The 12,453-nt window shown below is 41.9% G+C and carries 10 protein-coding genes; 5 read left to right on the forward strand and 5 right to left on the reverse strand.

Annotated elements, in window-relative coordinates:
- Positions 1–38: 38 nt before the first annotated feature.
- Positions 39–644, reverse strand: a complete 606-nt coding sequence (locus tag QUD05_RS27290) for a CDP-alcohol phosphatidyltransferase family protein (RefSeq protein WP_289798807.1) — start codon at positions 642–644, stop codon at positions 39–41.
- Between the two features lie 86 nt (positions 645–730).
- Positions 731–2,386: a B12-binding domain-containing radical SAM protein gene (locus tag QUD05_RS27295; RefSeq protein ID WP_289798808.1), complete on the reverse strand. Its 1,656-nt coding sequence runs from the start codon at positions 2,384–2,386 to the stop codon at positions 731–733.
- Between the two features lie 339 nt (positions 2,387–2,725).
- Here QUD05_RS27295 and QUD05_RS27300 point away from each other — a divergent pair, with 339 nt between their 5' ends.
- The 3 genes from QUD05_RS27300 (at position 2,726) to QUD05_RS27310 (ending at position 6,201) form a co-directional block, all read left to right on the forward strand.
- Positions 2,726–4,345, forward strand: a complete 1,620-nt coding sequence (locus tag QUD05_RS27300; RefSeq protein ID WP_289798809.1) for a cyclic peptide export ABC transporter — start codon at positions 2,726–2,728, stop codon at positions 4,343–4,345.
- Positions 4,346–4,404: 59 nt separating this feature from the next.
- A complete protein-coding gene (locus tag QUD05_RS27305; RefSeq protein ID WP_289798810.1) occupies positions 4,405–4,635 on the forward strand; it encodes a DUF6737 family protein in 231 nt (76 codons plus the stop codon).
- Positions 4,636–5,283: 648 nt separating this feature from the next.
- Positions 5,284–6,201 carry a M23 family metallopeptidase gene (locus QUD05_RS27310; RefSeq protein WP_289798811.1) on the forward strand — a complete coding sequence of 306 codons (918 nt, stop codon included), beginning with the start codon at positions 5,284–5,286 and terminating at the stop codon, positions 6,199–6,201.
- Between the two features lie 272 nt (positions 6,202–6,473).
- Here the strand turns inward: QUD05_RS27310 and QUD05_RS27315 are convergent, their stop codons facing one another.
- Together QUD05_RS27315 and QUD05_RS27320 are read right to left on the reverse strand one after the other, a co-directional pair.
- Positions 6,474–7,328 carry a cyanophycinase gene (locus QUD05_RS27315; protein WP_289798812.1) on the reverse strand — a complete coding sequence of 285 codons (855 nt, stop codon included), beginning with the start codon at positions 7,326–7,328 and terminating at the stop codon, positions 6,474–6,476.
- Positions 7,329–7,742: 414 nt separating this feature from the next.
- On the reverse strand, positions 7,743–7,946 hold the full coding sequence (locus QUD05_RS27320) for a hypothetical protein (protein ID WP_094348985.1): 204 nt from the start codon (positions 7,944–7,946) through the stop codon (positions 7,743–7,745).
- 335 nt (positions 7,947–8,281) lie between these two features.
- Here QUD05_RS27320 and QUD05_RS27325 point away from each other — a divergent pair, with 335 nt between their 5' ends.
- Together QUD05_RS27325 and QUD05_RS27330 are read left to right on the forward strand one after the other, a co-directional pair.
- Positions 8,282–10,201 (forward strand): ATP-binding protein, encoded by a 1,920-nt coding sequence (locus QUD05_RS27325; RefSeq protein WP_289798813.1) that lies wholly within the window; start codon positions 8,282–8,284, stop codon positions 10,199–10,201.
- A gap of 181 nt (positions 10,202–10,382) precedes the next feature.
- Entirely contained in the window at positions 10,383–10,973 is a 591-nt protein-coding gene (locus QUD05_RS27330) for a thioredoxin family protein (protein ID WP_289798814.1), read from the forward strand.
- Positions 10,974–11,030: 57 nt separating this feature from the next.
- Here the strand turns inward: QUD05_RS27330 and QUD05_RS27335 are convergent, their stop codons facing one another.
- A complete protein-coding gene (locus tag QUD05_RS27335; protein WP_289798815.1) occupies positions 11,031–12,371 on the reverse strand; it encodes a cytochrome P450 in 1,341 nt (446 codons plus the stop codon).
- Positions 12,372–12,453: the final 82 nt, after the last annotated feature.

Consider the following 12,453-nt stretch of genomic DNA (forward strand, 5'->3'; position numbering starts at 1 on the left):
GCCTGTTTTATTAGCTTCCTGCCCAATGCCCCGTTAGATTAGTTTGATTCCGGCTGCGGGAGTGTCCAAAATTGCCAAATTACCCATACTGCAAAGGTTGGCGCTCCAATTGTTGCTGCCATTAATAACGGCTCTAGTCCATTTAGTAAGGTAACTATGGGAAACAAATACAGCACGTCTTCAATGTCAAACCCGGCGAAATTTGGTTGACGGCTGGCGTCTTTACCTAAACGTTGTTCCATTTGGTTTCGCAAATGAAAGATGCAAGCAACAGACACGCCAGATACTATCCCCATCACCAACGCCCACCAACCAAATTTTCCCTCTCTAAGACCATATCCAATACACACAAACAATAGAATATGGATGATGGCGTCACTAACAAGGTCATATTGATGTCCCCATTTGCTGCTTTTTCCACTCAAACGGGCTAATTCACCGTCTGTATGATCGAGAAAGTTAGATAAAGCAAATAGCCATGCCCCAATGTTAACCCAAATGGTATTACCAACTGCGAGGGCAACAGCCGCCGCCAACCCTGTCAAAAGTCGCACTGTAGTAAGATGATTGGGGTTTACCCAACTGTCTTTTAGAGGTCGAACTAGCCAGTAAGCAAGTTGAGCATCCCAAGGCTTTGTGGTCATAGATGAACTTGAATTTGATATGGTCTTTGAATATTCATAGCACTGTAAATTACCACAGCCTCTCAATACCTATTTTACTTGTGACGTTAACTACGAACTTTGGTGAGAATTTTTTGGGAATAAAACGAAGCTGATTCTTCATTTTTGGCGCAATCTTGGGCAAACTTAATCAAATGATGTCCGACAAGTCCAACGTGAATCAAGTTTTCAATATTACCTGCTTTCAATGCTGGCTTGGCCATTTTCCAGAAAGTCTGACGATAGTTACTAAATACGCCTATCCGCAGCAAAATATTAGCTAAATAAGTTAGACCCTTGCGAATATTAGCCCCAGAAGTGCGAGATGGGCTGTTAGGAACTTCGATGCGATTTGGATAGGTGTGTTCCATATTGTAGGCAAATCGCTGATATAAAAATTCTGGCTCATAAGCAGTTGTGATGCAGCGCCGCCACATCTCAACAACTTGCTCGTAGGGCATTAAAAACTCAACATTTGATTCGCGGCTTTCATCATAGACAAGTCGTCCTTCTGCTTCTAATCTCCGCCATAATGGAGTTCTCGGCAACGCATGAAGCAGGTTAATTGTCAACATGGGAATTTGCGATGCCCGCATAAATTCGATTATTCGGTCTGCTGTTTCTGGTGTATCTGTATCTAACCCGATAATGATTCCTGATACTACTTCCATGCCATAACTATTTAAAACCTGAATCGCTTTTAAAATCGGCATACTCAGATTTTGGTCTTTGGAAATCGCATGGAGAGCATTTGGTTCAGGTGTTTCGATGCCACAAAAGATTGTGCAAAAATAAGCTTCGCGCATCATTTCCAAAAGCTTTGGACTTTGAGCTAAGTTGAGCGTTGCTTCACAGGCAAACTGGATGGGATAACCATTGCGTTTTTGCCAGTCAATCAGGTGAGGAAGTAACTTCATGGCGGCGCGGCGATCGCCAACAAAGTTATCATCGACAAAATACACTGCCCCCAAATTGCCAGATTGTCGCATTGCATCTAACTCCGCAACTACTTGCTCTGGCGTTTTCATCCGGGGACTGTTGCCATAGAGTTCGGGAATATCGCAAAACTCGCAATGATAAGGGCAACCACTAGAAAACTGGACATTTGCCAAGAAATAATCATTGATATTCAGCAAATGATAAGCTGGGGTGGGAAACTCTGTTAAGGGTAAACGTTCCTTAGTTTCAAAGCGAATTTGTTGTTGCGGACGTTGAGAGTTTTGGTCGAGATATTCGATCATGCGATCGCTAGCATCTCCCAATTCGCCCAAGTGTAAAATATCAAACTCAGGATAATATTCTGGACACCCAGATACCGAGGGGCCGCCCACAACGGTAATTTTCCCCGCTCGATGGGCAAGTTCGTTAATTTGATTAATTTGTGGTTTTTGGATATGCATTCCACTCACAATCACCACATCAGCCCATTGATAATCAGCCCTCGTTGCTGATTTGACATTCTCATCAATAAACCGCACTTCCCATTCTTTAGGTAAGTAGGCAGCCACAATTAAAATACCTTGGGGTGGCATAAAAGCCCGGACACTACCCATAAGTGGGTAAGCATGATGAAAAGTACCAAAGGAGCGGCTGTACTTGGGAAAAATACACAGAATGCGTCGATGGTGCGAAGGAACGTAGCGGGTTCCTTGAGTGACAGAAGCGGTTTGAGAATTGTCGGCTACATTAATTTGGTTCTCTAAAGACTTTAAATTCACAGTCATCGCAAATTTCACCCTGGAAAACTGAGCAGGCAATTTGACAGTTTATTGACATAATTCGCTGTAATTCCAACTAGCTTACCAAAGAAAGGCAGAAGGCAGAAGAGATTATAAATGTATTTTTGCTCAAAACAAAGTCTTAAAGATTATAAATCGTCCAATGTTGCCTTCTGCCTGATTCATCATGATATTTGAAAGGGTATTTAACTGGTAAAATATAAAATCTACCCTAGCAATGCAAATTTAATTGGTTGGCAAACAACTATTATGGAAATCGCGCATGGGACATAAAAAGAGAGATTTTCATTTTTTGTTGTGTCCAAATGGGTATAGGCATTTGTCATGAATTTGATTTACTTTCTTTTGCGTTCTTCGTGGGGGATGGTAGCGATCGCGATCGCTACCGGATTTTTGAGTGGTGGTAGTAGTGCTGGCTTGATTGCCTTAATTAGCCATGCTGCAAGTAGCGGTAGTTCTTCCCGCCTCACATCGATAATTTGGGGTTTTGCGGGGCTGGCTATAGTTGCACTAATTACCAGTATCGTTTCTCAAGTGATGCTGATTCGCCTTTCTCAGAATGCAGTTTTACAATTACGGATGCGTTTAAGTCGCCAGATTCTCGCTTCCGAGTTGAGTCATCTGGAACGCTTAGGTAATCCTCGATTATTGGCTACTTTAACAGAAGATATTCAGGCGGTGGCTAATGCTGTTTATCAGATGCCTTTCATCTTTATTAATTTAGCGATCGTCTTGGGTTGTATAACCTATATAACCTGGCTTTCTTGGTTAGTATTGCTGATGGTTTGTGGGATTTCAGTAGTTGCGATCGCTAGTTGTCAGTGGCTACTAAACAGAGGCGGGCAATTACTTACTTTAGCTCGTGAAGATGAAGATCATCTGTTTAAACATTTTCGCACGATTACCGAAGGAGTCAAGGAACTCAAACTCAACTACAAGCGGCGTGAAGACTTTTTAGAAGACAAACTACAATTAACTGCTAACGAGTTTCGTCATCACAACGTTAATGGTCTAAGCCTTTTTGCCATAACTTCAAGTTGGGGTCAACTCATATTCTTTTTTGCTCTCGGTTTTGTACTGTTTATACTGCCTAATCTGCTTACTATCAATCCCGAAACTCTCTCTGGCTACATTTTGACCTTCACTTACTTGGTGTTACCAATGGATAACATCATCAGTAAACTTCCTCTATTAAGCAAAGCCAGCATTGCTTTACAAAAAATTGAGTCACTGGGTTTATCTCTAGCTAGTCGAACGGAAATATCCACTGTTCCACCTGCTCTGAAATCTGACTGGTATAGGTTAAAATTTCAAAGTGTCACCCACACTTATTACACAGAGCAAGAAGACAATAGCTTTATTTTTGGCCCCATCGATTTGACACTTTATCCTCAAGAATTGGTCTTCATTGTCGGCGGTAATGGTAGCGGTAAATCTACATTAGCCAAACTAATTACTGGGCTTTATATCGCAGAAAACGGCGAAATCTGGTTTGATGACGAGTTAATTAGCGAACAGAATCGAGAATGGTATCGCCAACATTTTTCCGTGGTTTTTTCCGACTTCTATTTATTTGAAGAACTTCTAGGATTAAAAAATTCTCACTTGGATGCTCAAGCCAGAAAATATTTACAAAAACTGCAACTAGACCATAAAGTGAAAGTTGAAAATGGACAAATTTCTACCACTGCTCTTTCTCAAGGACAACGAAAACGGCTAGCTTTACTCACAGCCTACTTGGAAGATCGACCAATTTATCTATTTGATGAGTGGGCAGCCGATCAAGATCCAGTATTCAAAGAAATATTCTACACTCAACTTCTTCCAGAATTGCGATCGCGGGGTAAAACAGTACTGGTGATTAGCCATGACGATCACTATTTTCATTTAGCAGACCGAATTATCAAACTTGACTATGGAAAAATAGAGTACGATAAAGCTTAATCTGTTAAAACAATTCATAATTGTTAAAAGAATATTTGGAGTTTGACTAAATAAAACTAATGTCTGAACAAAAGCCCATAAATCCTTGGAACTATAAACCTTGGTGGTGTCAACCCTGGTCTATAGTTCTCACAACTGTAATACTGATTGGTGGTAGTTGGTTACTATTTAAAACTATCTGGCTAACAGTTCTCGTTTCCATCCCAATAGGAACATGGATGGTATTTTTTGTGTTTTTTTGGCCACAACTAATGATTCGCAGTGGAATTTTGGAGTCGTATAAAGAGTAGTTTGAGCTTAATGTAATGCGGGAAATTAGTCCAGGTAGAGAAAATTATTCCACTGTGTTCAGAATTTAGCATCTCAGCTCGTAGCCATCTATGCAGAAAGCTCAAAAAATCCTCCCATCTACTCCTCTATGGTCTTGATGATAAATCTTTAGCCGGACATTGTATCTATCATCTCTGCACGCCTATGCAGAGATGATAGATACAATGTCCGCTTTATTACTTACTAAACCCCAAGGGACTTCCAACTAAAAAAATATCCTATCGCTGTCTAGGCAGGCTACGGTGTATACACAAGTCCTAAAATCATTGCCTGGTAAGATACAAGCTTTGGTAGGCAAGGTTTTGAGTTAAGCGAACTGATTATCAATAGTGTCAGCTTATTGATAGAGTTCTAACGGAAAATCAAGGATTTAAAAAATAATTTTCCGTTGTTTTTCGTTGATTTGATTGCCAACTAGACTTGTGTATACACGGTAGCCCCGCAGGCGGGGTGAGGTTCTTCGGGTTTAATAAGCAATCAAGCGGACATGATATAACAAGCTAAAAGGCTACAAACTCACTAAAGATTTCCTGATATTTTGCGAGTAAGCTTGAAACAACAAATAATCAGAAAGTGTCTGAATTATTGTTCTAATAGACTTGCAACTTATGAAAAAATCTATAGTTTATCGATACCGTACTTATGGACTAGTTTGGTTAATATCCTTAACCGCTGTATTAAGTACAGCGACATCTGCCTTAACACAATTGGCAAGCGATTCCCCAATTGGGCAAATTCCTATCCCTGCTTCTAACTTAATCTGGCCAACTAAAGGGTTTATTTCTCAAGGCTTCCGCAAATATCAACATGAAGGAATTGATATTGCAGGGGCATCTGGAACTCCTGTTGTTGCTGCGGCATCCGGTACAGTTGTTAAAGCAGGTTGGGATAATTGGGGATTAGGAAATGCCATAACTATTAAACATCTCGATGGCAGCATTACAGTTTATGGCCACAATCGCCGTTTGTTGGTGAGCAAAGGTCAACAGGTTCTTCAAGGTCAAATGATTGCCGAAATGGGATCTACAGGCAATAGTACAGCACCTCATCTGCACTTTGAAGTTCATTCAAATGGTCGAATAGCAGTTGACCCCCTTCGTTTGTTGACATCCGTAACTGCAAGTGTTGGCTCCGGTTCTAAAGTTCAGCAAGTGGATAACCCAAACCGCCCAGTCTCGCCACCCCCAGTAGCCAATCAAGTTTCCCCCTCACAGCAGCCAATTCCAATAGATATTGCACCTGTAAGCACTGATACTAAATGCAATGGAATTAGTCTTATTGAAGGTGAGACTACAAGCTCTCGTGTAAAAGTCTGTGAAGAAAATGGTCAATTATTTTATATTGGGCAACTGAAGCAAGCCCTAAGCAAGCCTATAAAGATAGTAGCTTTGCATATTGGTAAAGACAGATATCGAGCAGATAATGGTAGTTTTTATTATTTAGTCACTCCACAAAGAGTTGAAGTTTGGCGAAATGGCAGTCAGATTCGTTCTGACAGTTTTTATAGTTTAACGAAATCGCCTTGATATTCTTCTTGATATCCCCCTGCCTACCAAAGGTTGAGGCAGGGGTGTTATAGCGATTAATTGAAGAAGAATGCAGAACTCAGAATTCAGAATCAAGACGCTTTCTACGCGCCGCGTTTCCCTTTGGGAAAAGAGAAGACTTTACGCTGCACTATCCGCCAGTCGTACAGAATACCCAACTGACTTCTGACTCACCTCGACTGCGCTCGGCGACCACCTGACTCCTGAATTCTGTTCAATAAAACTTCAGTTCAAACACACTTAACTTTTAGTTAAGTGTTAACTGAAGCAAGTGGTTGAGAACCATTTGGTACAGAGCCATTATTTAGGATAGGCTGACGAGTTTTCAGGTCAAACTTGAAGCCATGTGGCAAAATATGAAGCTTTGCTCCACAAATCGCCAAAGACTCATCCTTCAAAATTTCACCCATATTGTTATATGTAGCTTCCGATTCATCAACAATCGTAACCGCCCCTTCACCAATTACTTCAACTTGGTTATCTACCACTACCATAGCGGTATTTTCGTCAATCCCAAATCCTAAGACAGCAGGCTGTAGTATCAAAGCTGATATTAAACGTCCCAAGCGTCCCCGTTGGGAAAAATGCTGGTCAATTACTACCCCTGGTAAAAATCCCATACCTGGGCCCATTTCAACAGTTTCAATCCGAGGATGTGTTTCTGAGTCGCCTTCCACAATCATTACGTCTGGCATCACAGCAGCCCCGGCACTTGTCCCTGCAATAACTACACCTTCAGAAAAGCGCTGGTGAATTGCCGCATCGATTTCGGTATCCTTGAGGATGCTGGTAATACGAGCTTGGTCTCCCCCTGTAAAAAAGACTCCAGTTGCTTTCTTAATAGCTTCCAATGCGGTAGATGAAGCTGCATCTTCACGGGTTTCTGTATCAATAATACGAACAGTTTCGGCTCCCAACCGCTCAAACACTCTGATGTAATTTTCTCCCACTTCTCTTGGTAGTTCTGTGGCTGCTGTCATAATTACAATATAAGCCTTTGTACCTCCAGCGCGTCGTACAAAGTCCCGTAAAATTACGGAATCACCCTCTTTATCTTCCGCTCCCCCAATAATTACTAATTGCTTTTTAATATTACTTTCCACCATGATGTCCCCTGGGATTTGAGTTAATAAATTTCACTAAAACATGACAATTCCATGTATCAAATCATCCCTTTGATAGATTCCTTGATAAAGTAGGGTTAACATTTGCGTAGACGCATACCCCTACGGGAATCTTGCTACGCGGAGCGTCTGTCTGCGACACGCTGCGCGTTCGCGTAAGCGTCCCGCAGGGAACGTAGAGAAGCGGCTTGTCGTTAGACATCGCAATTAGACCAAAATACTTTTCTGAAAAATTATCTAATCACTAAATAAAATCAACAATGTCAACTGCCTCTAGAAGTATTTTCTAGAGGCATTTTTGGCTATATTGCTAATTGTTGATTGGAGATTTATCGGGCGATGTGAGTAATTGGTATTGACCCTAACTAGATGCAAAGAGATATCTGATGGCAAGTCCTAATGAACTCGACTTCTGTAAAGCAAGTTAGTTAAGAAAAAACGTGCTTGTTCTAGTGGGAGATGCCTGGGTTTGCCTTGGTAGACAATTTGATACTCATTCATGTCTGCCCCATCTCCATGTCCAGAGATCAGTTTTTGGTGAAAAGCTTCGTCAGCTAGTTCTCGAATTTCATCTCTTAAAGCAGCTTGTGTGCTATTCATACTTTGCTGTCTTTTTATACTGTCTTTTTAATAACCCACATCTATTTATACGATTTTTGGATGAGTGTTGCACCTTTCAAAGGTTATATCTTTGATTATTCATGAGGATGAATTGACTGTTCTTGCTTCCTGGCAGAAGATTGGAGATTTAATTATGCCTTAAGATAGTTAAAAATGCTTACTAATAGGGTTAGCCTGGGTTCTGATTGGCTCAGTGGCAAAGCCATTACTCTCCAAAATTAACCTGAGTCATGAGTCAATCTACAATCAATAAGTCTGAGTAACTACAACTCAGCATTAAAATTTCAGGGTGTTTAGCCGAAGGTTCGCAATCAATGGTTCTACAAAAAAGCAGTGAATTAGTCCGCATTAATGCTAGAAGAACGGATGTCTTCGATATTTTCAACTTCAAGCATTACCTTGGCCCCAACCCTTATTTAGATGTAGGGGCGCTAGTATTTGATTTTGCTCTAATTGACTCTAGAGAGCCTTTGCCCATTGAAGATTATATTGCCAGCATTGGCGATCGCTATCCAAATCTTCGCGATCAAACCTACGAATCTTATGCCCATCTCTTTGCCCAAGTTGTGTCCGAAGCCGGAAAATTGGACATGGATTTACACCTGAACCGCTGGAGTGTGAAGCCATATCCAAATCTCACGCGGATTAGCATCCAATCACTACATGAACGCACAACTAGAGAGGTAGTTTACTTTATTTGGGATTGGTTTGAAGCCATTACCCAAGACGAAGACTTTGCCTTTGATGAGCAGCTGGTGAGGCTGCAAGATAGATTTCGCGCATCTGTCTACGGAGGCCCCACGGTTTACGCCCTATTGCGAACAGCTTATGAGAAAGGTATTCCCGCCTTTTATTTGTGGGAAGAAGGCTTGATGCAATACGGTTTGGGAAAAAAACATGTCCGGGGGGTAGCAACAACATTTAACTGTGATAGCCATCTAGATTCAGAGTTTACTACCCGCAAAGATGATTGTAAGGCATTTTTGAAAACCTTGGGTTTCCCAGTCCCTGAAGGTAGTATTGTCTTTTCTGAAAAAGAAGCCTTGGCAGCAGCAAGAGAAATTGGCTACCCAGTGGCAGTTAAGCCAGTGGTAGGTCACAAAGGAATTGGCGTTACGGCTGATGTGCAAGACTCAAAAGAACTGGTATCTGCTTTTAATCGGTCAGTGGCAGCAATTCCCGAAAATCAGCAAACCCGAATAATTGTTGAGAAAAGCATCTCAGGATCGGATTTTCGTATGTTGTGTGTCAATGGTCGATTCGTCGCCGCCACAGAACGCCGTCCCGCATCAGTTGTGGGTGATGGGTATTTAACACTTGCAGAGTTAATTCGCCAAGAGAACCGCAAACCTGCACGTTTAGACACGCCAACTTCGCCGATGAGTAAAATTCAGATCGATGAAGCGATGGAACTTTACCTAGACGAACAGCGCTTATCATTAGACAGCGTGATTGAGAAAGAACGCACTGTTTACCTACGTAAAGTCGCCAATCTTTCAGCTGGAGGTATGAGCATCGATGCAACCCCGACAGTTCATGATGACAATATTATTTTGGCGCAAGATATTGCCCAACATTTTCAACTGACTTGTCTGGGGATTGATGTCATTACCAAAAGTCTTGCAGAATCTTGGAAATCTAGTAATTTTGCCATCCTGGAAATCAATGCTGCACCAGGCGTTTTAATGCATCTTAAACCTTCTGTTGGTGAAAGTGTTGATGTACCTTCTCATATTTTAGAAACCTTTTTTGAGTCGGGTACAGATGCCAGAATACCAATTATGACCTTTAACAAAATCTCAGTTGAAGAACTGCAAGCAACGATTGACCATATCCTTTTGCAAAATTCCAACTTGACTATAGGTGCTGTTTGTCGTGATGCCGTTTTTGTGAATCGCTCGAAAAAAGTATTAAGCAAAGATTACAACAGTAATGTTCAAACTTTGCTGCGTCATCCCAAACTGGATTTACTAATTGCCGAGTATCCTGAAGAAATCCTCGAAGAACAGGGTATATTTTACCAAAATAGTAATATCGTAGTTTTGGATAATCCTACCGAAACTGAGATGATCTTGGCGCGAGATGTTTTCGATGGTTCGACTGTGGTGATTAAAAAAGGCAACGATATTTCTATTCGCCGCAAAGGGTTGATTGAAGATTATACTTTGGGTGAAGATGAACCATTTACGCGGGTTTATTTGAAGGAAACTGGAGCGATTTTGGAAGTTAAGTAAATAGGCGCTTTGGGATTGGGGAGTAGGGGGAGCAGGGGAGCAGGGGGAAGTTGTAGTAAGTCTTTCCCGTCTGCCCTTCTGCCTCCTGCCTCCTGCCTCCTGCCTTGTTTCTTCGGAGAATGCCTGGAGTCAGCTAAACTAAAGAAGAAATTGCTTAAGAAGTTTTAATAATTCTGATGTTATGAGTACTGATTCACCTGTTAATTCTCCTGAAAAACCTGAATCTACATTCGGGAAGCGTCTGAGAAACTTCTTAATTGTAATGGTAGCGATCGCACTTAGCGTTTCCCTGGTCTTAGGATTGCGAACTGAAACAACCTCGGCAACTCTAGCCAAGTTAAGCGAGAATTCCACACCGTTAGAAGTAGCAATCAGCAATGGCAAACCATCTCTAGTAGAGTTTTATGCTGATTGGTGTACTGTCTGCCAAAAAATGGCCCCAGATATCACTCAACTAGAAATAGAGTATGCTGACAAGATGAATTTTGTCATGCTGAATGTAGATAATACCAAGTGGCTGCCGGAAATGCTGAGATTTCGGGTCGATGGAATTCCCCATTTTGTATTTTTGAGTCAGCAAGGGGAAACCATCGCCCAAGCCATCGGCGATCAACCCCGGACGATTATGGCTAGTAACTTAGAAGCTTTGGTTACTGCTTCGCCTCTCCCTTATGCTCAAGCTAGCGGCAAAGTTTCCAAATTTTCAGCCCCAGTAGCACCAACGACTAATCAAGATGACCCCCGCAGTCATGGCAGCCAGGTGGTAAATTAGCAAAAACAACAGTATCCTGAAGTTTAGGCTATAAGAACGAAATCCGCACAGGCAGACTTATACTAAATGCGATCGCCGACAAAATTTCACTTTTAAGCCATCACGAGGACAAGAGAACGGTAGTAAAACCCTCTCAAGATTTTGTCCAGGGAGCAGTTCCCACTGATAGTCACGGATTAACAAAGCTGCAAACAACTTCATTTCCAGTTTGGCAAACTCTTTGCCTAAACATTCTCGGATACCACCACCGAAGGGTATGTGGCTAAAGATTTTTTTGTCCTCAGCCCGTTCAGGAGCAAAGCGCTGCGGGTCGAAACGTTCAGGCTCAGTATAAACATTCTGATCTTGATGAGTCTCCGGGATTTGGTAATGTACATTCCAGCCCTTGGGAATTAAGTATCCACCAAATTCGCACGCCTTAATCACCTCCCTAGATCCACTGCGAACCACTGGAGGTGTCAGCCGTAAAACTTCTTTGAGAACTTGCTCTAGGTAGGTCATTCGCTTGAGGTTTTCTTGAGTCAGCGGTTCTATCAACCCTAGCTGCTCTTGTTCTATACGGGCAGCTTTTAGCACTTCTGGATGCTGGGCTAGCAGCAAACAAAAGGAAGTCAGTGCTGAAGTCAAGGTTTCATGTCCAGCTACTAGCAATGCCAAAACGTTATCCTTCACTTCCTCTAAACTCAAACAATTTCCCTCCCCGTCTCGCGCTTGCAACAAAATTCCTAAGACATCTTGATTTAAGGAAGAATTTTGCTGGCGTTGGTAGATCAGATCATCAATCCTGGCAAGAAGTTGTTCACGAGCATGTACTGCGCGATCAAACTTACTCCCAGGTAATCGAATCGGAACTGATAACAATCCTTCTCCCCAAGTTTCATAGACTTTTTCTAAGTTCTCATCCGAGGCTGTATCAACTCCCACTAACAACTTACAGGCAACATCAAGGGTATATTTTTTCAGTTCAGAATACCAAATCATTGTACCCAAGCGTTCCCATTTATGCAGATAGCTGCGGGTTATTTCCTCCATTCTGGAGACATATCCCGCTAAAGCTCTGGGCTGGAAAGCTTGTGACAACTGCTTACGCAGATTTTGGTGAGAGATGCCAGTTTTCATCCCAATAGAACCTGCTCCCAATAACACCTCAAAACTTAAAGGGTTAGTCATGGCCAATATCTGACCCTCGTTAGTGAACAGAAAACGGCTGGCTTCTGCCCCAATCAGGACAATTGTCTTCTGACCCAATAAATGAGTTTTGAAGATTGTTCCATGTCTCTGCTGTCGCTGCTCAATAAAACGTCCTGGATCGCGCAAATAGCTAATTGTTTCGCCAATGATAGGTAAGCCCAAGTTACCAGGGGGTAATGGGAGGCGCTCTTTAGAGAAAGTTGTCATTTTTATTGTGGGAAAAAAGGTATTATTTTAGTTACGGAACAGTATCGTAAATTTAAAAGAGTATGTCAATCGGTAAGATTTC

It is taken from the genome of Nostoc sp. GT001, assembly GCF_030382115.1.
Lineage (GTDB): Bacteria > Cyanobacteriota > Cyanobacteriia > Cyanobacteriales > Nostocaceae > Nostoc.

Bases quoted from the DNA above. Each gene is read 5' to 3' on its own strand.
- QUD05_RS27315 (WP_289798812.1), bottom strand. From the start codon at position 7,328: ATGGTGGAAAGTAATATTAAAAAGCAATTAGTAATTATTGGGGGAGCG.
- QUD05_RS27300 (WP_289798809.1), top strand. From the start codon at position 2,726: ATGAATTTGATTTACTTTCTTTTGCGTTCTTCGTGGGGGATGGTAGCG.
- QUD05_RS27325 (WP_289798813.1), top strand. From the start codon at position 8,282: ATGGTTCTACAAAAAAGCAGTGAATTAGTCCGCATTAATGCTAGAAGA.
- QUD05_RS27320 (WP_094348985.1), bottom strand. From the start codon at position 7,946: ATGAATAGCACACAAGCTGCTTTAAGAGATGAAATTCGAGAACTAGCT.
- QUD05_RS27305 (WP_289798810.1), top strand. From the start codon at position 4,405: ATGTCTGAACAAAAGCCCATAAATCCTTGGAACTATAAACCTTGGTGG.
- QUD05_RS27335 (WP_289798815.1), bottom strand. From the start codon at position 12,371: ATGACAACTTTCTCTAAAGAGCGCCTCCCATTACCCCCTGGTAACTTG.
- QUD05_RS27290 (WP_289798807.1), bottom strand. From the start codon at position 644: ATGACCACAAAGCCTTGGGATGCTCAACTTGCTTACTGGCTAGTTCGA.
- QUD05_RS27310 (WP_289798811.1), top strand. From the start codon at position 5,284: ATGAAAAAATCTATAGTTTATCGATACCGTACTTATGGACTAGTTTGG.
- QUD05_RS27295 (WP_289798808.1), bottom strand. From the start codon at position 2,386: ATGACTGTGAATTTAAAGTCTTTAGAGAACCAAATTAATGTAGCCGAC.
- QUD05_RS27330 (WP_289798814.1), top strand. From the start codon at position 10,383: ATGAGTACTGATTCACCTGTTAATTCTCCTGAAAAACCTGAATCTACA.